The sequence below is a fragment of the Citrobacter arsenatis genome (genome assembly GCF_004353845.1).
Classification (GTDB): domain Bacteria; phylum Pseudomonadota; class Gammaproteobacteria; order Enterobacterales; family Enterobacteriaceae; genus Citrobacter; species Citrobacter arsenatis.
Window position 1 is genome coordinate 513559 of record NZ_CP037864.1, and the last position, 24128, is coordinate 537686.

Below are 24128 nucleotides of genomic sequence, written 5' to 3' on the forward strand. Positions count from 1 at the left end.
GCAGGTTCTGAAATCTCCCGGAGCATAGTCAACTATGTGATGGGGGATGAAGGACATAGCCAACGCAACTGCAGCGTAAAAGGCGCAGGTATAGCATCGCATAACAAATATGGAGCACAAACATGGCGTGGAATCAGCCCGGTAATAACGGACAAGACCGCGACCCGTGGGGAAGCAGCAAACCTGGCGGCAACCCTGAGGGAAATGGAAACAAAGGCGGTCGCGATCAGGGACCTCCCGATCTGGATGATATCTTCCGCAAACTGAGTAAAAAACTCGGTGGTCTGGGGGGCGGTAAAGGTACGGGTTCTGGCGGCGGTAGTTCATCGCAAGGTCCGCGTCCGCAGTTGGGCGGCCGAGTCTTTACTATCGCAGCGGCAGCTATCGTCATTATCTGGGCGGCCAGCGGTTTCTACACCATTAAAGAAGCGGAGCGCGGCGTGGTAACACGCTTCGGTAAATTCAGCCATTTGGTTGAGCCGGGTCTGAACTGGAAACCGACCTTTGTCGACGAAGTGACTCCGGTTAACGTGGAAGCCGTGCGTGAACTTGCCGCTTCCGGCGTCATGCTGACCTCTGACGAAAACGTCGTGCGCGTTGAAATGAACGTGCAGTACCGCGTGACCGATCCGCAGCGTTACCTGTTTAGCGTAACCAGCGCGGATGACAGTCTGCGTCAGGCAACCGACAGCGCCCTGCGTGGGGTTATCGGCAAATACACAATGGACCGTATCCTGACCGAAGGGCGTACCGTTATTCGTAGCGATACCCAGCGTGAACTGGAAGAAACGATCCGTCCGTACAACATGGGTATCACCCTGCTGGACGTCAACTTCCAGGCTGCACGTCCGCCGGAAGAAGTAAAAGCCGCATTTGATGATGCCATTGCAGCACGTGAAAACGAGCAGCAGTACATTCGTGAAGCAGAAGCGTACACCAACGAAGTTCAGCCACGAGCTAACGGTCAGGCACAGCGTATTCTGGAAGAAGCGCGCGCTTACAAAACGCAAACCATCCTGGAAGCACAGGGTGAAGTGGCTCGCTTCGCAAAAATTCTGCCGGAATATAAAGCCGCACCGCAAATTACTCGCGAGCGTCTGTATATCGAAACCATGGAAAAAGTGCTGAGCAATACCCGCAAAGTCCTGGTTAACGATAAGGGCAGCAATCTGATGGTTCTGCCGCTGGATCAAATGCTGAAAGGCGGTAGTGCGCCAGCAGCAAAGAGTGACAGCAGTTCAAACCTGCTGCGTCTGCCGCCGGCAACCACTTCCAGCACTGGAGCAAGCAACACTTCGTCCACCAGTCAGGGCGATATTATGGACCAACGCCGCGCGAACGCGCAGCGTAACGACTACCAGCGTCAGGGGGAATAACGATGCGTAAGTCTGTTATTGCGATTATCATCATCGTTCTGGTAGTTCTGTTCATGTCCGTCTTTGTGGTCAAAGAAGGCGAGCGCGGGATTACTCTGCGCTTTGGTAAAGTTCTGCGTGACGATGAAAACAAGCCGCTGGTCGTTGCTCCAGGCCTGCACTTCAAGATTCCGTTTATTGAATCTGTGAAGATGCTGGATGCGCGTATTCAGACCATGGACAACCAGGCCGATCGCTTTGTTACCAAAGAGAAGAAAGACCTGATCGTTGACTCCTACATCAAGTGGCGCATCAGTGACTTTAGCCGTTACTACCTGGCAACGGGCGGTGGCGATGTTTCTCAGGCGGAAGTCCTGCTGAAACGTAAGTTCTCTGACCGTCTGCGTTCTGAAATTGGTCGTCTGGACGTGAAAGACATCGTTACCGATTCCCGCGGTCGTCTGACCCTGGAAGTGCGTGACGCGCTGAACTCCGGTTCTGCTGGCACGGAAGATGAAGTGGCGACTCCGGCTGCAGATAGCGCGATTGCCGAAGCGGCTGAGCGTGTCCAGGCTGAAACGAACGGTAAAGTACCTGTCATCAACCCGAACAGTATGGCGGCATTGGGTATCGAAGTAGTTGACGTGCGTATTAAGCAAATCAACCTGCCAGCTGAAGTGTCTGAGGCTATCTACAACCGTATGCGCGCTGAGCGTGAAGCGGTAGCGCGTCGCCATCGTTCACAAGGTCAGGAAGAAGCGGAAAAACTGCGTGCAACGGCGGACTATGAAGTGACTAAAACGCTGGCAGAATCTGAGCGCCAGGGGCGTATCATGCGCGGTGAAGGCGATGCAGAGGCGGCTAAACTGTTTGCCGATGCGTTCAGCCAGGACCCTGACTTCTACGCCTTCATCCGTAGCCTGCGTGCTTACGAGAAGAGCTTCGAAGGCAACCAGGACGTGATGGTCATGAGCCCGGACAGCGATTTCTTCCGCTACATGAAGACACCGAATACCGCAACACGCTAATAGCGTTCCAGCGGTTTTAAACCAGCAAAACCACCGGCATCCCCAGGGATGCGGTGGTTTTCTTTTTATTAAAGGACGATGGATGAACTCAACAATTTTGCTGGCGCTCGCGCTGGTTTTGGTGCTGGAAGGCCTGGGCCCGATGCTTTATCCCAGCGCGTGGAAGAAAATGATCTCCGCGATGGCACAACTTCCTGAAAATACTTTGCGTCGTTTTGGTGGAGGTCTTGTGGTTGCGGGCGTGGTGGTCTACTACATGTTGAGGAAAACGATTGGCTGATCAATAAGTAGCCTATTTTGCGGATTTTCGCATGCAAAAAGTGCTGTATATCTGAAAAAGCGGTGGTAGAATCCATTTTTAAGCAAACGGTGATTTTGAAAAATGGGTAACAACGTCGTCGTACTGGGCACCCAATGGGGTGACGAAGGTAAAGGGAAGATTGTTGATCTTCTGACTGAACGGGCTAAATATGTTGTGCGCTACCAGGGTGGTCACAACGCAGGCCATACTCTCGTAATCAACGGTGAAAAAACCGTCCTCCATCTTATTCCATCAGGTATTCTTCGTGAGAATGTCATCAGCATCATCGGTAACGGTGTTGTTCTGTCTCCGTCTGCGCTGATGAAAGAGATGAAAGGACTGGAAGATCGTGGTATCCCGGTTCGCGAGCGCCTGCTGTTGTCTGAAGCTTGTCCGCTGATCCTTGATTATCACGTTGCGTTGGATAACGCTCGTGAGAAAGCGCGTGGCGAAAAAGCGATCGGTACTACCGGTCGTGGTATCGGTCCGGCTTATGAAGACAAAGTAGCTCGTCGCGGTCTGCGCGTTGGCGATCTGTTTGATAAAGCAACCTTCGCTGAAAAACTGAAAGAAGTGATGGAATATCACAACTTCCAGCTGGTGAATTTCTATAAAGTTGAAGCAGTTGACTACCAGAAAGTGCTGGATGATGTGATGGCGATTGCCGACATCCTGACTGCTATGGTTGTTGACGTTTCCGATCTGCTGGACCAGGCGCGTAAGCGTGGCGATTTCGTCATGTTTGAAGGCGCTCAGGGTACGCTGCTGGATATCGACCACGGTACCTATCCGTACGTGACGTCTTCCAACACCACCGCAGGTGGCGTGGCGACCGGCTCTGGCCTGGGGCCACGTTATGTGGATTACGTTCTGGGTATCATCAAAGCTTACTCTACTCGTGTAGGTGCGGGTCCGTTCCCGACTGAGCTGTTTGATGACGTAGGCGAGTTCCTGTGCAAACAAGGTAACGAGTATGGCGCAACCACTGGTCGTCGTCGTCGTACCGGTTGGCTGGACTCCGTGGCTGTACGTCGTGCAGTACAGATTAACTCCCTGTCTGGCTTCTGCCTGACCAAACTGGACGTACTGGACGGTTTGAAAGAGGTGAAAATCTGTGTCGCTTACCGTATGCCGGATGGCCGCGAAGTAACGACTACTCCGCTGGCAGCTGACGACTGGAAAGGTATCGAGCCGATTTACGAAACCATGCCGGGCTGGTCTGAATCCACCTTTGGTGTGAAGGAGCGTAGCGGTCTGCCGCAGGCAGCACTGAACTACATCAAGCGTATTGAAGAACTGACCGGTGTGCCGATTGACATTATCTCAACTGGCCCAGACCGTACTGAAACCATGATCCTGCGCGACCCGTTCGACGCATAATTCTGGTTATAGCGTAGCGTCAAATGGCGCTGCGCTTGCACTAATTTAGGCCGGATGAGGCGCTTTGCATCAGAATCCGGCTTAAAATCACGTAGGTTCCTCGCTTTTTTCCTTCCCGAACTGAAATAAATTAGCGACCTGGCTGGTGGCTGGTTTATCATCAATGTAATTAATACTACCAGGTTTATCCGTTTTATCCCTTTTCCTGAGGTTGATGTGCAGTTAACAAGTTTCACCGATTACGGATTACGTGCGCTAATCTACATGGCGTCACTTCCCGAAGGACGTATGACCAGTATTTCTGAGGTGACAGAAGTCTACGGCGTGTCCCGTAATCATATGGTCAAAATAATCAATCAACTTAGCCGGGCGGGCTTTGTTACTGCTATTCGAGGAAAAAATGGCGGTATCCGCCTGGGTAAACCGGCTAAGGATATTGGTATTGGTGATGTGGTTCGCGAGCTGGAACCCTTATCGTTGGTCAATTGTAGCAGCGAGTTTTGCCACATTACCCCGGCCTGTCGACTCAAACAGGCGCTTTCTAAGGCAGTGCAAAGTTTTCTCACGGAACTGGACAACTACACACTTGCTGATTTGGTTGAAGAAAATCAACCGCTTTATAAATTATTGCTGGTGGAGTAACGACTCCCGCCAGCAGCGATGATGACGGAGGAACCGACATGTCACAAGATCCTTTCCAGGAACGCGAAGCTGAAAAATACGCGAACCCTATCCCGAGCCGGGAATTTATCCTCGAACATTTAACTAAACGTGAAAAACCGGCCAACCGCGATGAGCTGGCCGCTGAACTCAACATTGAAGGTGAAGAACAGCAAGAAGCGCTGCGTCGTCGCCTGCGCGCGATGGAGCGTGACGGGCAACTGGTCTTCACTCGTCGTCAGTGCTACGCGCTGCCGGAACGTCTTGACCTGCTGAAAGGTACCGTTATTGGCCACCGTGATGGCTACGGCTTTCTGCGCGTCGAAGGCCGCAAAGATGACCTGTACCTGTCCAGCGAGCAGATGAAAACCTGCATTCATGGCGATCAGGTGCTGGCGCAGCCGCTGGGTGCGGACCGTAAAGGTCGTCGCGAAGCGCGTATTGTGCGCGTGCTGGTGCCGAAAACCAGCCAGATTGTCGGCCGCTACTTTACCGACGCTGGCGTCGGGTTTGTGGTTCCTGACGACAGCCGCCTGAGCTTCGATATCCTGATCCCGCCGGAAGAGGTGATGGGCGCTCGCATGGGCTTTGTGGTCGTGGTTGAGCTGACTCAGCGTCCGACGCGTCGCACCAAAGCGGTGGGTAAAATTGTTGAAGTGCTGGGCGACAATATGGGAACCAGCATGGCCGTGGATATGGCCCTGCGTACCCATGAAATCCCGTACATCTGGCCTCAGGCGGTTGAAAAGCAGGTCGCCGGGCTGAAAGAAGAAGTGCCGGAAGAGGCGAAAGTCGGGCGTGTCGATCTGCGCTCCCTGCCGCTGGTTACTATTGATGGCGAAGATGCGCGTGACTTTGACGATGCGGTCTACTGCGAGAAGAAACGCGGCGGCGGCTGGCGTTTATGGGTGGCGATTGCTGATGTAAGCTATTACGTTCGTCCGCCGACTCCGCTGGACCAGGAAGCGCGTAGCCGTGGCACATCCGTTTACTTCCCGTCGCAGGTTGTTCCAATGCTGCCGGAAGTGCTGTCTAACGGATTGTGTTCGCTCAACCCGCAGGTGGACCGGTTGTGTATGGTCTGTGAAATGACCATTTCGTCGAAAGGCCGCTTAACTGGCTTTAAATTCTACGAAGCGGTAATGAGCTCCCATGCGCGTCTGACTTACACCAAAGTCTGGCATATGCTGCAAGGCGATCAGGAGCTGCGTGAACAGTACGCGCCGTTGGTTAAACACATTGAAGAGCTGCATAACCTCTACAAAGTACTGGATAAAGCCCGTGAAGAACGCGGCGGTATCTCGTTTGAGAGTGAAGAAGCGAAGTTTATCTTCAATGCTGAACGCCGTATTGAGCGTATTGAGCAGACGCAGCGTAACGACGCGCACAAGCTGATTGAAGAGTGCATGATCATGGCGAACATCTCTGCGGCACGATTCGTTGAGAAAGCCAAGGAGCCGGCGCTGTTCCGTATACACGATAAGCCGACGACCGAAGCGATTAACTCGTTCCGTTCGGTGCTGGCGGAACTGGGACTGGAGCTGCCTGGCGGTAATAAACCCGAGCCGCGTGATTACGCTGAACTGCTGGAGTCGATTGCTGACCGCCCTGACGCAGAAATGCTGCAGACTATGCTGCTGCGTTCGATGAAGCAGGCGATTTACGATCCGGAAAACCGCGGGCACTTTGGTCTGGCGCTGCAATCTTATGCACACTTTACCTCGCCGATCCGTCGTTATCCGGACCTCTCCTTGCACCGGGCGATTAAGTATCTGCTGGCTCAGGAGCAGGGTCATAAAGGTAACACCACGGAAACCGGTGGCTACCATTATTCGATGGAAGAGATGCTGCAATTGGGTCAGCACTGTTCGATGGCCGAGCGCCGTGCGGACGAAGCGACGCGCGACGTTTCTGACTGGCTGAAGTGTGACTTCATGCTGGATCAGGTAGGGAATGTCTTCAAAGGCGTGATCGCCAGCGTGACAGGGTTTGGCTTCTTTGTCCGTCTTGATGAGCTGTTTATCGACGGTCTGGTGCATGTCTCCTCGCTGGATAACGACTACTATCGTTTTGACCAGGTTGGGCAGCGCCTGACGGGTGAATCCAGTGGTCAAATGTATCGCCTCGGCGATCGCGTGGAAGTTCGCGTGGAAGCGGTCAACATGGACGAGCGTAAAATCGACTTCAGTTTGATCTCCAGCGAACGTGCGCCGCGCAATGAAGGTAAAACCGCGCGCGAAAAAGCGAAAAAAGGCGATGCGGGTAAAAATACCGGGAAACGTCGTCAGATGGGTAAAAAGGTGAATTTCGAGCCGGACAGCGCTTTCCGCGGCGAGAAGAAAGGCAGAGCCAAACCTCAGCCGGATAAGAATGCGGCTGAGAAGAAAGGCGATAAAAAAGCGAAAAAGCCATCGGCTAAAACGCTTAAAATCGCTGCCGCCACCAAAGCTAAACGTGCGGCGAAAAAGAAAGTCGCACAGTAACAGCCATAAACAGTAAGTCGGGCAACTTCGCGTTGCCCGCGTTACGCATAAACTATTAACGAGTACATTCATGAGTGAAATGATTTACGGCATCCATGCGGTGCAGGCTCTGCTGGAACGTGCGCCTGAGCGCTTCCAGGACGTCTTTATTCTCAAAGGTCGTGAAGATAAACGCCTGCTGCCGTTGATCCACGCACTGGAAGCGCAGGGTGTTGTCATTCAGTTGGCTAACCGCCAGTTCCTGGATGAGAAAAGTGAGGGTGCGGTACATCAGGGAATTATTGCTCGCGTGAAGCCGGGTCGTCAGTATCAGGAGAACGACCTGCCGGATCTGATTGCTACGCTCGATCAGCCGTTCTTTTTGATCCTCGATGGCGTTACCGATCCGCATAACCTGGGGGCATGCCTGCGTAGCGCCGATGCTGCCGGCGTACATGCGGTTATCGTACCGAAGGATCGCTCTGCACAGTTGAATGCGACGGCGAAAAAAGTGGCCTGCGGTGCAGCAGAAAGCGTACCGCTGATCCGCGTAACTAACCTGGCGCGCACGATGCGTATGTTGCAGGAAGAGAACATCTGGATCGTTGGCACCGCTGGCGAAGCCGACCATACTCTCTATCAGAGCAAAATGACCGGACGTCTGGCGCTGGTCATGGGGGCTGAAGGTGAAGGTATGCGTCGTCTGACCCGCGAACACTGTGACGAACTGATCAGCATTCCGATGGCAGGGAGCGTTTCGTCGCTAAACGTTTCAGTTGCGACGGGCATCTGCCTGTTTGAGGCTGTCCGACAACGCGGCTAAACTTATTTTTCAGATAAAGTCACCCGGATTCGGGTGGCTTTTTTTTATTTTAAACGAGTATGATAAAGGGTAGGGAATGATATTCATTTTATTTATTTCTAATTGAATAATATATGGAAAATATATGGCATGGACACCGCAGTTATTTGCTGAAGCACTACAAACTCTCCCTGAATTAAATATAGAGATTGAATATAACGAGCAATCATTAATCGTCAAAATGAATGATTATGGTGATTTACCGCTCAGTATTTTGTTTACTTCCCGTCAACTTATTATTGAAACAGTGATTTGTCCTGTCAGCAGTATTAATCAGCAGGATGAATTTAATATTTTCTTATTACGTAATCAGAAACTCCTTCCACTGTCTTCTGTGGGGATTTCCCGCGTTCAGCAGGATGAATATTACGTTGCATTTGGGGCGCTTTCGCTTAATTCATCGTTAAATGATGTGGTGCTGGAGATGACGACGCTTGCGGATAACGCGCTGGATCTGGCTGAAATCACTGAAGAATATACTCACGAATAACAAGGAACGCTATTTATGGGAATTTTAAAAAGCCTGTTTACCCTCGGCAAATCTGTGCTTTCACAGGCGGAAGAGTCAATTGAAGAAGCGCAGGGGGTCCGCATGCTGGAACAGCATATCCGTGATGCGAAAGGTGAGCTGGATAAAGCCGGAAAATCACGGGTAGATTTGCTGGCACGTGTGAAGTTGAGTCATGACAAGTTGAGCGATCTGCGCGAGCGTAAATCCAGTCTGGAAACGCGAGTGCTGGAAGCGTTGAGTAAAAACGCTAATCCGGCTCTTATTAACGAAGTTGCAGAAGAAATTGCTCGTCTGGAGAACGTTATTGCAGCTGAGGAGCGAGTGCTTACTAACCTTGAGGCGTCGCGGGATGGCGTTGAAAAAGCGGTTAGCGCGACCGCACAACGGATTGCACAGTTCGAGCAGCAGCTTGAAGTGGTAAAGGCTACGGAAGCGATGCAGCGTGCCCAACAGGCTGTGACTACCTCGACCGTCGGCGCGTCTTCCAGCGTGTCTACTGCCGCAGAGTCGCTCAAGCGTTTGCAAACGCGCCAGACAGAGCGTCAGGCCCGTCTGGATGCTGCCGCACAGTTGGAAAAGGTTGCGGATGGGCGTGATCTGGACGAGAAGCTGGCCGAAGCCGGCATTGGGGCGAGCAATAAAAGTTCGACTCAGGATGTTCTGGCACGTCTGCAGCGCCAGCAAGGCGAGTAAACGTCGGCGAAATACGTCAGCCTTGAAAGGAGGCTGGCGGGTCATTAAGGAAAATGATGATGAGTTTTTTCCAACGTTTATTTGGTAAAGCCGCTGCTGTTGCGCCAGATCGCGGGCCGTTGGGGTTACATCTGAATGCTGGTTTTACGCTTAACACGCTGGCATTTCGTCTGCTTGAAGACTCACTATTGATCGAATTGCCTGGTGAGGAGTACACCGTTGCAGCCGCCAGCCACATTGATTTAGGCGGCGGAAGCCAGATTTTTCGCTACTACACGTCCGGAGAAGAGTTTCTGCAAATCAATACCACGGGCGGCTCAGACATTGATGATATAGACGATATTAAATTCTTTGTTTATGCGGAAAGTTACGGGATTTCGCAGAAAAAACACTGGCAGTCTGCCATTAGCCCGTCCGTAATAGGGACGCCGACGCTGAGCTGGCAGGAAGAGCGCTGGCAACGCTTTTTTAACGATGAAGAGCCGGGGAACATTGAGCCGGTTTATATGCTGGAAAAAGTGGAAAATCATCAGCATGCCACATGGGATGTGCATAATTTTACCATGGGCTATCAGCGACAGGTTACAGATGATACCTGGGAATACCTGCTGTTGAACGGTGAAGAGTCGTTCAATGATCAGGGTGATCCTGAGTGGGTATTCTCGCGGGCGCTGGGTGTGGATATTCCATTAACATCACTTAATGTAATTGGTTAATTTCAGGGAAGGCTACACAATGCACATACTGGATTCATTACTGGCTTTTTGCGCCTATTTTTTTATTGGCACAGCCATGGTGATCGTTTTTCTTTTTATCTACTCAAAGATCACCCCACATAACGAATGGCAACTGATTAAAAATAATAATACGGCAGCATCACTGGCCTTTAGCGGCACATTGCTGGGTTACGTTATCCCGTTATCTAGCGCGGCAATTAATGCCGTTAGCATCCCGGATTATTTTGCCTGGGGCGGCATCGCGCTGGTGATACAACTCATCATTTACGGCGGCGTGCGTTTATATATGCCGGCACTGAGTGAAAAAATCATTAATCACAATACAGCAGCGGGATTATTTATGGGGACCGCTGCTCTGGCGGGGGGCATTTTTAACGCCGCCTGCATGACATGGTAATGGACGATCATGGCCAGAAAACGTAAATCCGGAAACAAAAACAGGGTGTCAGGGCATTCTTCCCTAACGCGAATTGGGCGCCCGGCGAACCCTTTTGTAAAAAAACGCAGCCGATACAGCGGAAAGTATTTGACGCTGGCCATTATGGGCGGAGCGGCATTTTTTGTTCTTAGAGGATGTGCTGACGACGGCAATACCGATAACGATGGCGACGGTACCTTTTACTCGGCGGTGAGTGAATGCATTGATGATGGCAATAGTGCCACAGTTTGTGCCGATGGCTGGAATAATGCGAAAACAGAGTTCTACTCCAACCTGCCAAAGCAAATGAACAAGCAGAGCTGTCAGACGCAGTTTGGCGACTGCTATCTCGATAGTACTGACCAAAGCTGGGTGCCGGTATTCACCGGTTTTTTACTCAGCCGCGTCATTCGCAAAGATCGCGACGAACAGTATGTTTACAGCAGCGGCGGTTCTTCCTATGCTTCGCGCCCGGTCTGGCGTACGACATCCGGGGATTACAGCTGGCGTTCCGGTAGTGGAAAAAATGATACCGCAACCAGTCATAGCTATACGACGAAGAAAGTCTCGACGGTTTCACGCGGCGGCTATGGACGTTCGTCCAGCGCGCGTGGGCACTGGGGAGGTTAACGATGCTGCGACATGATGTCCCTGTTCGCTCCGATCTGGACAGGATCGCTTACGATCACGGCTTCGATTTTCATATTATCGATAACGAAATCTACTGGGATGAGAGCCGGGCATACCGCTTCACGCTCCGGCAAGTGGAAGAGCAGATCGAAAAACCTACTGCGGAGCTGCACCAAATGTGTCTGGATGTCGTCGAACGAGCCGTTCACGACGAACAGATTATGCAGCAACTGGCGATCCCGCCGCTGTACTGGGATGTGATTGCCGAAAGCTGGCGCAATCGCGATCCCTCTCTGTATGGCCGCATGGATTTTGTCTGGTGTGGAAATAACGCCCCGGTCAAGTTGCTGGAGTACAACGCGGATACGCCAACGTCGCTCTATGAGTCAGCGTACTTCCAGTGGCTATGGCTGGAAGATGCGCGTCGCAGCGGGCTGATACCACGCGACGCCGACCAGTACAACGCCATTCAGGAGCGGCTTATCTCCCGTTTTGCTGAGCTTTATAGCCCGGATCCTTTCTATTTTTGCTGCTGCGAAGATACCGATGAAGATCGTACCACGGTGCTGTATTTACAGGATTGCGCACAGCAGGCCGGGCAAGAGTCACGGTTTATTTACGTCGAAGAGTTGGGGCTTGGTGTTGGCGGCGTTCTTACAGACCTGGACGATAACGTTATTCGTCGCGCTTTTAAGCTCTATCCCCTGGAGTGGATGATGCGAGATGAAAATGGCCCCTTGCTGCGCCATCGCCGCGAGCAGTGGGTTGAGCCATTGTGGAAGAGCGTGCTCAGCAATAAAGGGTTAATGCCTTTGCTGTGGCGATTTTTTCCCAACCATCCCAACCTGTTGCCCGCCTGGTTTGATGGAGAAACGCCACAAATTTCTGCTGGTGAAAGCTATGTACGCAAACCGATATTTTCCCGCGAGGGGGGAAATGTCACCATTTTTGATGGCCTGCAGCAGGTCGTTGAGCACGCTGAGGGCGACTACGCAGAAGAGCCAATGATTTATCAGGCATTTCAACCGTTACCGCGTTTTGGCGACAGCTACACGCTGATCGGTAGTTGGATCGTGGATGATGAAGCCTGTGGCATGGGGATCCGCGAAGATAATACACTGATCACTAAAGATACTTCTCGATTTATTCCTCACTATATTGCGGGCTAACCGTACTTTTGTGATCTTCCTCCGTCGCGAATAATGTGGTTCTGACCATACTTAAGGCGACGGCCATTGACGGAGGGAGACACAATGCACTGGCAAACGCATACCGTTTTTAACCAACCTGTACCGCTCAATAACAGTAACCTATATCTGTCCGACGGCGCGCTGTGCGAAGCGGTTATCCGTGAAGGCGCTGGATGGGACAGCGATCTTCTCGCCAGTATTGGTCAGCAGCTAGGGACTGCCGAGTCGCTCGAACTGGGCCGTCTGGCCAATGCTTTTCCACCCGAACTGTTGCGCTACGACCCGCAGGGGCAGCGGCTGGATGATGTGCGTTTTCATCCTGCCTGGCATTTGCTGATGCAGGGATTGTGCGCCAACCGTGTGCATAATCTTGCCTGGGAAGAAGACGCGCGGCAGGGATCATTTGTTGCCAGGGCGGCGCGTTTCATGCTGCATGCACAGGTGGAAGCGGGCACGTTGTGTCCGGTTACTATGACTTTTGCCGCCACGCCGCTGTTACTTCAGATGTTGCCTGCAACCTTTCACGACTGGTTGACGCCGCTGCTTAGCGACCGCTATGACTCGCATTTACTGCCCGGAGGGCAAAAGCGTGGCTTGCTTCTCGGCATGGGAATGACCGAGAAGCAAGGGGGGTCAGATGTGCTGAGTAATACCACTCAGGCAGAACGTCTTGCAGACGGCTCGTATCGTTTGGTAGGGCACAAGTGGTTTTTCTCCGTGCCGCAAAGCGATGCCCATTTGGTGCTGGCCCAGGCAAAGAGGGGATTATCCTGCTTTTTTGTACCGCGATTTTTACCCGACGGGCAGCGTAATGCTATCCGTCTTGAGCGACTGAAAGATAAGTTAGGCAACCGCTCCAACGCCAGCTGCGAGGTTGAATTCCACGATGCGATTGGCTGGTTATTGGGCGAGGAAGGGGAAGGTATACGTCATATCCTGAAAATGGGCGGGATGACGCGTTTTGACTGTGCGCTCGGCAGTCACGGCATGATGCGACGTGCTTTTTCCGTCGCGATTTACCATGCGCACCAGCGACAGGTATTTGGCAAGCCATTGATTGAACAGCCGATGATGCGCCAGGTATTAGGCCGTATGGCGCTCCAACTGGAAGGTCAGACGGCGTTATTGTTCCGGCTAGCGCGGGCCTGGGACCGTCGTGCAGATACCAAAGAAGCGCAGTGGGCCAGATTGTTCACACCAGCGGCGAAATTCTCCGTGTGCAAAAGCGGGATGCCGTTTGTTGCAGAGGCGATGGAAGTGCTGGGCGGAATTGGCTATTGCGAGGAGAGTGAGTTGCCGCGTTTGTATCGTGAGATGCCGGTAAACAGTATCTGGGAAGGCTCCGGCAACATCATGTGTCTCGATGTATTGCGGGTGCTGACAAAGCAGCCCGGCATATACGATATGCTCAACGAAGCCTTTGCGGAGGTAAAAGGGCAAGACCGGCATTACGATCGAATGGTTCGTCAGCTACAGCAGCGTTTACGCAAACCCAGCGAAGAGATGGGACGGGAGATTACGCAGCAGCTCTTCCTGCTCGGCTGTGGGGCGCAGATGTTGCGCTATGCTTCTCCGCCAGTGGCGCAGGCCTGGTGTCAAATGATGCTCGATACGCGCGGTGGACTACGATTGTCTGAACAGGTGCTGAACGATTTGCTCCTGCGGGCAACGGGGGGATTACGGTAATAATATGCCTGATGGCGACGCTGATGCGTTTATCATGCCTACGTTCAATGTAGGCCGGATAAGTTTACGCCATCCGGCAATTTGTTAAGCATAGAGTATGGCCTGTACGCGCCAGTTGTCGGGCTGCTGGTCTTCGTACATCTGAATGATACGGTACCATGAGGCACCTTGTTCATCCGCTTTTAATGCGACTACTCGTTCTACATCCTGCGGATTCCCTGCAATGTTACTGACAGATATCAGGCCAATTTCGTTCAGGCCCGTAACGCAGTCAGCACTGGCGAACTCGGCAGACTGCGCCGTAGTACCTACCAGTCCGGCAGAAAGCAGCAGTGAGGATAAGGCAAGTGATTGTTTCATCGTCAGCTCCATTATTCGTACCCCTACACACGGCAGGGCATTCCATCGCGATAATAAACCTCAAGCTTCCTGCTGTTGGTTTATTGTGCACAGGTAAACGCATAGGGGCGCAAAGCAATGTAAAGCTGACTAAATTTCAACCCAATGTTATTTACGATACAAAATAGCTTGTGAATACCATTGGCCTGTCACGATAGTCTCATCGACTAATAAGACCACGTAGTAATCAGCTTTAGCCGCGACGGCTTTGGCACGGATCTCTGCCAGCGCATCATCCGGAGAGCCTCTTACCAGCGAGCTAACCGTCCCTATTCGCTGTAACCCATTACTTTGGTCACGGCGGATTTCCTGCGGGTGGTCGGCCACGGGCGGTGCGGGTTGCGGCGTTCCCTGTAGCACACTACAGGCGCTTAAAAACATAACCAGCAATAAAGGGGCAAACCGACGCATAACTCTATCTCGTTTCCTGATAGCCATAGTGTAGTGCCTTATTAATTTCCCTTTAGGGGAATGTTCCCGAATTGTTATCTCTCACGCGATTTTCGAATGAAAATGTTGCGAAAACGTAACCCAGTTCTCAACATTATGAATCATTGCCGAACACATTCGCTTGCGTTAAGTATTGCTGCATGGCATACCAGAAAGAAAGAGGCGACAAATGATAGAAATTGAAACACGACAGTTGGCTGGCATCCCTGTCCTGCATGCCGTTCCGGCTGGCAAACGCGAATGTTCACTCCCTTGTATTATCTTCTATCACGGGTTTACATCTTCCAGTCTGGTTTACAGCTATTTTGCCGTTGCTCTGGCTCAGGCTGGATTCCGCGTCGTCATGCCTGATGCGCCCGACCATGGCGCGCGCTTCACGAGTGACGCCCAAGGGAGAATGTACCGCTTCTGGCATATTTTGCAGCAAAATATGCAGGAGTTTACGACGTTACGTGCGGCGCTGGTGGCTGAAAATTGGCTATCAGATGAACGACTTGCCGTCGGAGGGGCGTCGATGGGAGGAATGACGGCGTTGGGCATTATGGCCCGCCATCCCGAGGTTAAATGTGTAGCCAGCCTGATGGGTTCGGGTTATTTTACCCGTCTTGCGCAGACGCTTTTCCCGCCTTTACGGGTTCAGACCCCAGAGCAGCAGGCGGAGTTCGATGCCGTCATCACTCCACTGGCCGAATGGGACGTTACGCATCAACTGCCACGCCTGGCCGACAGACCGTTGCTGCTGTGGCATGGACAGGATGATGATGTGGTGCCGGCCATTGAAACCTTCCGCTTACAGCAGGCGCTGATTCAGGCTGGGCTGGACAACAATCTAACCTGCCTGTGGGAAGCGGGCGTACGCCACCGCATCACGCCAGAAGCGCTGGCTGCGACGGTAACGTTTTTCCGCCAGCACCTTTAAACGCGCATAATGCTTACGCCCTGAGCTTCAAGCTGTTGCAGAATCTCAGGGTTAGCGTTTTTACCGGTAATGAGCATATCGATTTGATCGGCGCGGCTGAACAACATCCCCGCACGTTCGCCGACTTTACTGCTATCGACCAGCACTACCAATTTACCTACCACGTTAAGCATCTTTTGCTCAGCCATCGCGGTCAGCATATCGGTTTTATACAGTCCGTCCGCGGTCAACCCTTTACCGCTGGTAAACATCCAGTGTCCGGCGTACAGGCTGTTTTCACTGCCTTGTGGGCTGAGCGTGATGGACTGGCTTTTGTTGTATTGCCCTCCCATGATAATCACGCTGTCATGCTCCTGATCGATAAGATAGTTCGCCAGCGGCAAATAATTAGTGATGATTTGCACTGGCTTGCCGCACATTTCGCGACCCAGCAGGAAAGCGGTCGATCCGCAGTTGATCACCACGCTTTCGCCCGCATTTACAAGCTGGGATGCCGCCTTGGCAATGCGAACTTTTTCATCATGGTTCTGCGCCTGGTGCAGATTCATTGGCGTCCAGCGCGGACGCTGCTGGGTAATAGCTTCTGCGCCGTTGCGGACTTTCTTGAGTTTGCCGCTTTCGTCGAGTTTGTTGATGTCCCGGCGTGCTGTGGCGGGTGAAATCCCCAGACGCTCAATTACGTTCTCAACGGTAACAAAGCCCAACTGCGCCAGCATATCCAGCAAAATTTGATGTCTTTGTGCTTCAGTCATGAGCTATTCCGATACAAATTGATTTGAAAAGATGATATTTGAAATAGCCTGGAAATACTAAAGTAAATGGGAAAAAAATGCCGGGACGATCCGGCATTTTATGTGGATCACAAGAAGGATTTAAACGGTAAATCCGGTTCAATTGTGAAGCAGTCGTCAAAGCCGCGCGGATAATGATACTCAAAGTTATCTTTGTCCAGCGGCCAGGTGAACTTGCCGCCTACCTGCCAGATAAACGGCTTAAAGCCATACTTCAGCCTATCTTTTTTCATCTCCCACAGTACGCGGATCTCCTGAGGATCGGCCTGGAAGTTTGACCAGATGTCATGATGGAAGGGGATCACTACTTTTGTATTCAGCGCTTCCGCCATACGCAGCATATCGGAGCTGGTCATTTTGTCGGTAATGCCACGTGGGTTCTCGCCATAAGATCCGAGCGCGACGTCGATCTGGTGCTCGTTACCATGCTTTGCATAGTAGTTGGAGTAGTGCGAATCTCCGCTGTGGTACAGCGTGCCTCCCGGTGTTTTGAACAGATAGTTCACCGCGCGAGCATCCATACCGTCCGGCAGCACGCCTGCTGCTTTTTGATCGGCCGGAAGCGTGATCAACGCGGTACGATCAAACGCATCAAGCGCGTGAATTTCAATATCTTTCACTTTTACCACATCGCCTGGTTTTACCACGATGCAGCGCTCTTTCGGTACACCCCAACCGACCCACAGATCCACACAGGTCTGTGGTCCAATAAACGGCACGTCGTCCGCGCAGTTCTGCATGACGGCTGCCGCAACATTCACATCGATATGATCGTTATGATCGTGCGTGGCCAGCACCGCATCGATCTGTCGAATTGCAAACGGATCAAGCACAAACGGCGTGGTGCGCAGGTTTGGTTGCAGTTTCTTCACGCCCGCCATGCGTTGCATCTGGTGACCGTTTTTCATCAGCGGGTTACCGTGACTCTGCTTACCCGTACCGCACCAGAAATCGACGCAGACGTTAGTTCCGCCTTCCGACTTCAGCCAGATTCCGGTACAGCCAAGCCACCACATAGCAAAGGTGCCGGGTGCGACCTGTTCCTGTTCGATCTCTTCATTCAGCCAGCTTCCCCACTCCGGGAATGTGCTTAGGATCCATGATTCACGCGTGATGCTTTTTACTTTACTCATCGCATTTACCTTCATGTTTGTTCAGATTGAATCAAATGATGATTTGTTTTGATTGATACTGACATCATTTTATCAAGAAGGCAATGCGTTGATTTTTCTTATTCAGCGGGTGAGTGTGAGAAAACGACTGCGTGACAGGATGTTTTTTAAGAAATGTATTTTTGTATTCTATTGTTTTAATGGGTTTTATTTTTTGTTTTTCGGATCAAAAGTAAAACCACGCTGCAAGTGAGCGAATTATTTGCGTACTACATCACATTTAATCAAATTCAATCTTGTTGTGATTACTTTTGAAAACTAGAGTGAGGGCACAACATCCTGGGCATCTGTAATGAATGTTCAGCAACTTCGTCTACTGGAGATCGTTATGGAGATCCTCTACAACATCTTTACCGTCTTTTTTAATCAGGTTATGACCAACGCGCCGTTGCTGTTGGGTATTGTGACCTGTCTCGGCTACATCCTGTTGCGTAAAAGCGTCAGCGTTATTATTAAAGGCACGATCAAAACGATTATCGGTTTTATGTTGCTGCAGGCGGGATCGGGCATTCTGACCAGCACCTTCAAACCGGTAGTGGCAAAGATGTCCGAGGTTTACGGTATCAATGGCGCAATTTCTGATACCTATGCCTCCATGATGGCAACCATCGAACGCATGGGTGATGCCTACAGTTGGGTAGGGTACGCCGTACTGTTGGCGCTGGCATTGAATATTTGTTACGTACTGCTACGGCGCATTACCGGCATTCGCACCATCATGCTGACTGGGCACATCATGTTCCAGCAGGCGGGCCTGATTGCCGTCTCTTTCTACATCTTCGGTTATCCGATGTGGACCACCATCATCTGCACCGCGGTGCTGGTGTCGCTCTACTGGGGCATTACCTCCAATATGATGTACAAACCGACACAGGAAGTGACCGACGGCTGCGGTTTTTCCATCGGTCACCAGCAGCAGTTTGCTTCCTGGATTGCTTACAAAGTCGCGCCTTATCTGGGTAAGAAAGAGGAGAGTGTGGAAGATCTCAAGCTGCCTGGCTGGCTAAATATCTTCCATGACAACATCGTTTCTACCGCAATTGTTATGACCATCTTTTTCGGCGCAATCCTGCTCTCTTTCGGCATTGATGTGGTTCAGGCGATGGCGGGTAAAACCCACTGGACGGTGTATATCCTGCAAACCGGTTTTTCGTTTGCAGTCGCTATATTCATCATCACTCAGGGCGTTCGTATGTTCGTTGCTGAGCTTTCAGAAGCGTTCAACGGTATCTCTCAACGTCTGATTCCGGGCGCGGTGCTGGCCATCGACTGTGCGGCAATATATAGCTTTGCTCCCAACGCGGTGGTCTGGGGCTTTATGTGGGGCACCATCGGTCAACTGATTGCGGTCGGCATCCTCGTGGGCTGCGGCTCTTCGATCCTGATTATCCCAGGTTTTATCCCGATGTTCTTCTCGAACGCCACTATCGGCGTATTTGCTAATCACTTTGGCGGCTGGCGCGCGGCGCTCAAGATTTGTTTGGTGATGGGGATGATTGAAATTTTTGGCTGCGTCTGGGCGGTAAAACTTACCGGTATGAGCGCCTGGATGGGCATGGCGGACTGGTCAATTTTGGCACCGCCGATGATGCAGGGCTTTGCCTCCATCGGCATCGTGTTTATGGCCGTCATTATTCTGATTGCACTGGCTTATATGTTTTTCGCAGGACGCACGTTGCGCGCTGAGGAAGACGCAGAAAAACAACTGGCAGAACACTCTGCTTAATAAGGAGTTCCGATTATGACCGTACGTATTCTGGCTGTGTGTGGCAATGGGCAGGGCAGTTCCATGATCATGAAGATGAAAGTGGATCAGTTTTTAACCCAGTCAAATATTGACCATACGGTGAACAGTTGCGCAGTAGGTGAATACAAAAGTGAGCTGAGCGGCGCGGATATCATCATCGCCTCTACGCATATCGCCGGTGAAATTACCGTATCTGGCAATAAATATGTTGTTGGCGTACGCAACATGCTGTCTCCCGCCGATTTTGGACCAAAACTGCTGGAAGTGATCAAAGCGCATTTCCCACAGGATGTGAAGTAAGGATACGGCATATGAAATTACGTGATTCGCTGGCAGACAATAATTCCATCCTTTTACAGGCCGAGGCCAGTACCTGGCAGGAAGCGGTGAAACTAAGCGTTGATCTGCTGGTTAAGGCTGATGTGGTTGAGCCACGCTACTACCAGGCCATCCTCGATGGCGTCGAACAGTTCGGCCCGTATTTTGTGATCGCGCCCGGCCTGGCGATGCCGCACGGTCGGCCAGAGGAAGGGGTGAAGAAAACGGGTTTTGCGCTGGTGACGCTGAAAACACCGCTGGTGTTTAACCACGAAGATAACGATCCGGTCGACATCCTGATAACGATGGCGGCAGTAGATGCTAACACGCACCAGGAAGTGGGCATTATGCAGATCGTGAATCTCTTTGACGACGAAGCCAATTTCGACCGTTTACGCGCCTGCCGTACAGCGCAGGAAGTGCTTGATTTAATTGATAACGCCACTGCGGCGGCTGTTTAAAAGGATACCAAAATGTCATTACCTATGTTGCAGGTTGCGCTGGATAACCAATCAATGTCTTCCGCGTATGAAACAACGCGTCTGATTGCCGAAGAGGTCGATATCATTGAGGTGGGCACTATTCTTTGCGTGGCAGAGGGAGTACGTGCCGTACGCGATCTGAAAGCGCTTTATCCGCATAAAATCGTGCTGGCGGATGCAAAAATTGCCGACGCGGGAAAAATCCTCTCCCGCATGTGTTTCGAAGCCAATGCTGATTGGGTCACCGTCATCTGCTGTGCGGATATCAACACCACCAAGGGTGCGCTGGAGGTGGCGAAAGAATTTAACGGCGACGTGCAGATTGAATTAACCGGTTACTGGACCTGGGAACAGGCGCAGGAGTGGCGTGACGCAGGCATTGGGCAAGTTGTATATCACCGCAGCCGTGATGCGCAGGCGGCGGGTGTGGCGTGGGGAGACGCGGATATCAGCGCAATCAAACGTCTGGCCGATATGGGCTTTAAAGTCACCGTCACCGGCGGTCTGGCGCTGGAGGATCTGCCGTTGTTCCAGGGGATCCCGATTCACGTCTTTATTGCTGGTCGCAGTATTCGCGATGCCGCTTCTCCGGTTGAGGCCGCGCGTCAGTTCAAACGTTCCATCGCCCAACTGTGGGGATAAGGAGCGACTATGCTGTCGAAACAGGTCCCGCTCGGTATTTATGAAAAAGCGCTCCCCAGCGGGGAGTGCTGGCTGGAACGGTTGCAGTTGGCGAAGGAACTGGGCTTTGACTTTGTCGAAATGTCAGTTGATGAAACCGACGATCGTCTTGCGCGCCTTGACTGGAGTCGCGAGCAGCGACTGGCACTGGTGGCCGCAATCGCCGAGACAGGGATACGGGTACCGTCCATGTGCCTGAGCGCTCATCGTCGTTTCCCGCTGGGCAGTGAAGATGATGCGGTGCGCGAACAGGGGCTGGAGATCATGCGTAAAGCCATTCAGTTTGCGCAGGATATCGGTATCCGTGTTATTCAACTGGCGGGTTACGACGTCTATTACCAGCAGGCCAATAACGAAACGCGTCGTCGGTTTCGCGATGGGCTGAAAGAGAGCGTAGAGATGGCGAGCCGTGCGCAGGTGACGCTGGCGATGGAAATCATGGATTATCCACTGATGAACTCGATCAGTAAGGCGCTTGGTTACGCCCACTATCTCAACAATCCGTGGTTCCAGCTGTATCCCGATATCGGCAATTTGTCGGCGTGGGATAACGACGTACAGATGGAGCTGCAGGCGGGAATGGGCCATATCGTCGCCGTACACGTGAAGGATACCAAACCCGGCGTATTCAAAAATGTGCCGTTTGGTGAAGGAGTCGTTGATTTTGAACGTTGTTTCGAAACGCTCAAACAGAGTGGGTATTGCGGGCCATACCTGATTGAGATGTGGAGTGAAACGTCGGACGACCCGGCACGTGAAGTGGCGAAGGCGCGCGACTGGGTGAAAGCGCGTATGGCCAGTGCGGGTCTGGTGGAGGCGGTGTAATGCAAAAACGTAAACAGCAGGTTTTTGAGGCCAACATGGATCTGCCGCGCTATGGGCTGGTGACGTTTACCTGGGGTAACGTCAGCGCCATCGACCGCGAACGCGGGCTGGTGGTAATTAAGCCCAGCGGCGTCGACTACCAAACAATGACAGTGGATGACATGGTGGTTGTGGATCTGGACGGCAACGTGGTGGAAGGACGCTATCGTCCTTCTTCCGATACCGCCACCCATCTGGCGCTGTATCGCCGCTATTCATCGCTCGGCGGCGTGGTGCACACCCACTCAACCCACGCGACGGCATGGGCGCAGGCGGGGCTGGCAATTCCCGCGCTCGGCACGACGCATGCGGATTACTTCTTTGGCGATATTCCCTGCACCAGGGCATTAACTGAAGCGGAAGTTCAGGACGAGTATGAGCTGAATACCGGCAGGGTGATTGTCGAAACGCTGGGGGAGGTCGAACCTTTGCATACGCCTGGCGTCGTCGTGTACCAACATGGCCCATTTGCCTGGGGCAAAGACGCTCACGACGCGGTACACAACGCCGTGGTGCTGGAAGAGGTGGCAAAAATGGCATGGATCGCGCGTGGTATTAATCCGGCCCTCAGCCCCATCGACGGCTATCTGATGAATAAGCACTTCATGCGTAAGCACGGTCCAAACGCCTATTACGGACAGAAGTAACGACTAAGTCCTGGAGCCAAATTATTCTGGGGATGTTATCGATCTGGCTTCAGGACTTTTTTTGCAGAAAAGCTCCCGGTGAAGGGGAATGCTGATCGGTTAAGGCGTTGAAGTCAGGCGCTGGAACGGTAGGCCGGATAAGGCGTTTATGCCGCCATCCGGCAATCTGCGCGGAGTCTGCCGGGTGGCGCTTTGCGTCTCCGGCCTACAACTATTTTGTTTGCAAAAAAAGCCCCCAGTGAAGGGGGCAAGTTAACTGTGGCAATGTTCTCGTTGGTTATTTGCGGGTAGCTAGCGATAAATATCTGCACTAGCGTGCATATTTCCGTTACTACCGGGTTCCCTGGTGAGGATCACGTGGTACCAGGTTGCGCCTTGCGCATCGGTCTCTTCATTCAGGGCCTGAATGGCTTCACTTTCGGTGGCGAAGTTATGATTTATGTAAATGACGCCTAAGCTCTGCACATCATCCATATTTCTGGCCTGATGATTGTCAATTTTGATGGCTGCCGTTGCATTTGCGCTGAGCAAAAGCACAGCCAGAAGGGTCAAAACACGGGCTCGCATATGTACCTCCTCGACTGCGGTCTCTGGTTGCCTCTCTCCTGTGAGTGATTAGCTTCTGATGTAATTTTAACCGCTGCCGGCGCAGTCGATAGCGACCATTTCTGATGCAGTTGTTCAAAAAATTACCGCATAGCCATCTTTTCTTTAATTAACAGTCCACTGGTGTATACCGCTGCGGTGAAAAAATACCTGCCATTCGCGCATAAGCTCTTACCAAATAGTCAATTTAATCGGCTGAGTACGCCGTTTATAGTGAGCCGGATAATTAATATAACTTTATGATAATAAGGCAAAAACTTATGGATACTTCATTCATGGATTTCAGCTACTTTGTGATTATGTTCATGGTCGCGCTGGTGGCTGGCTTTATTAACGTGGTGTCGGGCGGCGGCGGTTTTCTCTCTATTGGCGCACTCTTAATTTCTGGTTTACCCCCGGCTAATGCGCTGGCAACCAATAAAATTCAGGCGCTGGGCAGCTCGCTGACCTCCGGGATTTACTTTTTACGCCGGGGACATATCAACGTGCAGGAGCACAAGTATGTGTTTTTAGCTGCTTTTATCGGTTCTGCGCTGGGCACGACGCTCATTCAGTTCATTGAACCGGAGGTGTTGAAAAAACTGCTGCCAATCCTGATTATCGCGGTCGCTATTTACTTTATTTCCGCTCCCAATCTCAGCGAACCGAAAAGAAAGCAGCAGGTATCCCTGTTTTTCTTTTCTCTGATCTGCGGTGGCTGCATTGGCTTTTATGATGGATTTCTTGGCGCTGGTGCGGGTTCCTTTTATACGCTCTGCTATATCCTGTTGTGGGGATACAGTATCGATAAGGCGCAAATTCACTCGAATTTTATTAACCTGGCGTCGAACATTGCCTCGATTTTGTTCTTCATTTTCGGCGGTAAAATGATCTGGTCGCTGGGGCTGGTGATGTTTGCCGGGCAGTCCCTCGGCGCACGTCTTGGCGCGACGGTCGTACTGACGCGCGGCAAGAAAGTTATCCGACCCATGATTGTCATTGTCTCCATTTGTATCAGCGTCAAAATGCTGCTGGATATGTATTAATGGTGCCATGGCAAATAATCGTACAATCACCTTGAGTTTACCTGCTGACCCCAGTATTATGACGCGTCATTTTTCAGCCGACCTTTAACACGTTCCTTGCCTCCATGGGCCTCG

At 51.9% G+C, this 24128-nt stretch carries 27 protein-coding genes; 22 read left to right on the forward strand and 5 right to left on the reverse strand.

Annotation, left to right across the window (positions count from 1 at the left end; genetic code table 11):
• The first annotated feature begins 122 nt into the window (after positions 1-122).
• The 14 genes from hflK (at position 123) to E1B03_RS03470 (ending at position 13913) form a co-directional block, all read left to right on the forward strand.
• Complete coding sequence (hflK, locus tag E1B03_RS03400; protein ID WP_103768650.1) at positions 123-1376, forward strand: FtsH protease activity modulator HflK; 1254 nt, start codon at positions 123-125, stop codon at positions 1374-1376.
• Positions 1377-1378: 2 nt separating this feature from the next.
• A complete protein-coding gene (gene hflC / locus E1B03_RS03405; protein ID WP_003830491.1) occupies positions 1379-2383 on the forward strand; it encodes a protease modulator HflC in 1005 nt (334 codons plus the stop codon).
• A gap of 82 nt (positions 2384-2465) precedes the next feature.
• Positions 2466-2663: a DUF2065 domain-containing protein gene (locus E1B03_RS03410; protein ID WP_042312802.1), complete on the forward strand. Its 198-nt coding sequence runs from the start codon at positions 2466-2468 to the stop codon at positions 2661-2663.
• Positions 2664-2765: 102 nt separating this feature from the next.
• Positions 2766-4064, forward strand: coding sequence for an adenylosuccinate synthase (purA, locus tag E1B03_RS03415; protein ID WP_043018174.1), 1299 nt, complete (start codon positions 2766-2768; stop codon positions 4062-4064).
• A gap of 216 nt (positions 4065-4280) precedes the next feature.
• Positions 4281-4706 (forward strand): nitric oxide-sensing transcriptional repressor NsrR, encoded by a 426-nt coding sequence (nsrR, locus tag E1B03_RS03425; protein WP_003025609.1) that lies wholly within the window; start codon positions 4281-4283, stop codon positions 4704-4706.
• A gap of 38 nt (positions 4707-4744) precedes the next feature.
• Positions 4745-7207 carry a ribonuclease R gene (rnr, locus tag E1B03_RS03430; RefSeq protein ID WP_103768648.1) on the forward strand — a complete coding sequence of 821 codons (2463 nt, stop codon included), beginning with the start codon at positions 4745-4747 and terminating at the stop codon, positions 7205-7207.
• Between the two features lie 70 nt (positions 7208-7277).
• Positions 7278-8009: a 23S rRNA (guanosine(2251)-2'-O)-methyltransferase RlmB gene (gene rlmB, locus E1B03_RS03435; protein ID WP_003830482.1), complete on the forward strand. Its 732-nt coding sequence runs from the start codon at positions 7278-7280 to the stop codon at positions 8007-8009.
• 124 nt (positions 8010-8133) lie between these two features.
• Complete coding sequence (locus tag E1B03_RS03440) at positions 8134-8538, forward strand: YjfI family protein (protein WP_103768647.1); 405 nt, start codon at positions 8134-8136, stop codon at positions 8536-8538.
• A 15-nt stretch (positions 8539-8553) separates the two neighbouring features.
• Positions 8554-9252: a PspA/IM30 family protein gene (locus tag E1B03_RS03445; protein ID WP_133085681.1), complete on the forward strand. Its 699-nt coding sequence runs from the start codon at positions 8554-8556 to the stop codon at positions 9250-9252.
• Between the two features lie 56 nt (positions 9253-9308).
• Positions 9309-9968, forward strand: a complete 660-nt coding sequence (locus tag E1B03_RS03450) for a YjfK family protein (protein WP_103768645.1) — start codon at positions 9309-9311, stop codon at positions 9966-9968.
• A 19-nt stretch (positions 9969-9987) separates the two neighbouring features.
• Complete coding sequence (locus E1B03_RS03455) at positions 9988-10386, forward strand: DUF350 domain-containing protein (RefSeq protein ID WP_133085682.1); 399 nt, start codon at positions 9988-9990, stop codon at positions 10384-10386.
• A 9-nt stretch (positions 10387-10395) separates the two neighbouring features.
• Positions 10396-11037 (forward strand): DUF1190 domain-containing protein, encoded by a 642-nt coding sequence (locus tag E1B03_RS03460; RefSeq protein WP_103768643.1) that lies wholly within the window; start codon positions 10396-10398, stop codon positions 11035-11037.
• 2 nt (positions 11038-11039) lie between these two features.
• Positions 11040-12206 (forward strand): glutathionylspermidine synthase family protein, encoded by a 1167-nt coding sequence (locus tag E1B03_RS03465; RefSeq protein WP_103768642.1) that lies wholly within the window; start codon positions 11040-11042, stop codon positions 12204-12206.
• An 84-nt stretch (positions 12207-12290) separates the two neighbouring features.
• Positions 12291-13913 (forward strand): isovaleryl-CoA dehydrogenase, encoded by a 1623-nt coding sequence (locus E1B03_RS03470; RefSeq protein ID WP_133085683.1) that lies wholly within the window; start codon positions 12291-12293, stop codon positions 13911-13913.
• Positions 13914-13997: 84 nt separating this feature from the next.
• Here the strand turns inward: E1B03_RS03470 and yjfN are convergent, their stop codons facing one another.
• Together yjfN and bsmA are read right to left on the reverse strand one after the other, a co-directional pair.
• Positions 13998-14273 (reverse strand): DUF1471 family protease activator YjfN, encoded by a 276-nt coding sequence (gene yjfN, locus E1B03_RS03475; protein WP_016151420.1) that lies wholly within the window; start codon positions 14271-14273, stop codon positions 13998-14000.
• A 147-nt stretch (positions 14274-14420) separates the two neighbouring features.
• Positions 14421-14750, reverse strand: a complete 330-nt coding sequence (bsmA, locus tag E1B03_RS03480; RefSeq protein ID WP_103768639.1) for a biofilm peroxide resistance protein BsmA — start codon at positions 14748-14750, stop codon at positions 14421-14423.
• A gap of 181 nt (positions 14751-14931) precedes the next feature.
• On the opposite strand from bsmA, the gene yjfP reads away from it, so the two are divergent.
• Entirely contained in the window at positions 14932-15681 is a 750-nt protein-coding gene (gene yjfP, locus E1B03_RS03485; RefSeq protein ID WP_103768638.1) for an esterase, read from the forward strand.
• On the opposite strand, the gene ulaR is transcribed toward yjfP, so the two are convergent.
• Both ulaR and ulaG read right to left on the reverse strand, forming a co-directional pair.
• Positions 15678-16433, reverse strand: coding sequence for an HTH-type transcriptional regulator UlaR (gene ulaR / locus E1B03_RS03490; protein ID WP_003025646.1), 756 nt, complete (start codon positions 16431-16433; stop codon positions 15678-15680). The genes yjfP and ulaR overlap by 4 nt on opposite strands.
• A 107-nt stretch (positions 16434-16540) precedes the next feature.
• The gene (ulaG, locus tag E1B03_RS03495) at positions 16541-17605 is read right to left on the reverse strand and encodes an L-ascorbate 6-phosphate lactonase (protein WP_103768637.1); all 1065 of its coding nucleotides are present in this window, start codon (positions 17603-17605) and stop codon (positions 16541-16543) included.
• 367 nt (positions 17606-17972) lie between these two features.
• Between ulaG and ulaA the strand changes: the two genes are divergently transcribed.
• Genes ulaA through E1B03_RS03525 form a run of 6 tightly spaced genes read left to right on the forward strand, consistent with a single transcriptional unit; the run spans position 17973 to position 22383 of the window.
• Positions 17973-19370: a PTS ascorbate transporter subunit IIC gene (ulaA, locus tag E1B03_RS03500; protein WP_103768636.1), complete on the forward strand. Its 1398-nt coding sequence runs from the start codon at positions 17973-17975 to the stop codon at positions 19368-19370.
• A 15-nt stretch (positions 19371-19385) separates the two neighbouring features.
• Positions 19386-19691, forward strand: coding sequence for a PTS ascorbate transporter subunit IIB (gene ulaB, locus E1B03_RS03505; RefSeq protein WP_003025655.1), 306 nt, complete (start codon positions 19386-19388; stop codon positions 19689-19691).
• 11 nt (positions 19692-19702) lie between these two features.
• Positions 19703-20170, forward strand: coding sequence for a PTS ascorbate transporter subunit IIA (gene ulaC / locus E1B03_RS03510; protein ID WP_103768635.1), 468 nt, complete (start codon positions 19703-19705; stop codon positions 20168-20170).
• Between the two features lie 12 nt (positions 20171-20182).
• Positions 20183-20833 carry a 3-keto-L-gulonate-6-phosphate decarboxylase UlaD gene (ulaD, locus tag E1B03_RS03515; RefSeq protein WP_103768634.1) on the forward strand — a complete coding sequence of 217 codons (651 nt, stop codon included), beginning with the start codon at positions 20183-20185 and terminating at the stop codon, positions 20831-20833.
• A gap of 9 nt (positions 20834-20842) precedes the next feature.
• Positions 20843-21697 carry an L-ribulose-5-phosphate 3-epimerase gene (locus E1B03_RS03520; protein WP_103768633.1) on the forward strand — a complete coding sequence of 285 codons (855 nt, stop codon included), beginning with the start codon at positions 20843-20845 and terminating at the stop codon, positions 21695-21697.
• A complete protein-coding gene (locus E1B03_RS03525; RefSeq protein ID WP_103768632.1) occupies positions 21697-22383 on the forward strand; it encodes an L-ribulose-5-phosphate 4-epimerase in 687 nt (228 codons plus the stop codon). The genes E1B03_RS03520 and E1B03_RS03525 overlap by 1 nt, the downstream gene beginning before the upstream one ends.
• A gap of 291 nt (positions 22384-22674) precedes the next feature.
• Here the strand turns inward: E1B03_RS03525 and yjfY are convergent, their stop codons facing one another.
• Positions 22675-22950, reverse strand: a complete 276-nt coding sequence (gene yjfY / locus E1B03_RS03530) for a DUF1471 family protein YjfY (RefSeq protein WP_103768631.1) — start codon at positions 22948-22950, stop codon at positions 22675-22677.
• A gap of 299 nt (positions 22951-23249) precedes the next feature.
• Here yjfY and E1B03_RS03535 point away from each other — a divergent pair, with 299 nt between their 5' ends.
• Complete coding sequence (locus E1B03_RS03535; RefSeq protein ID WP_103768630.1) at positions 23250-24014, forward strand: TSUP family transporter; 765 nt, start codon at positions 23250-23252, stop codon at positions 24012-24014.
• Positions 24015-24128 lie beyond the last annotated feature (114 nt).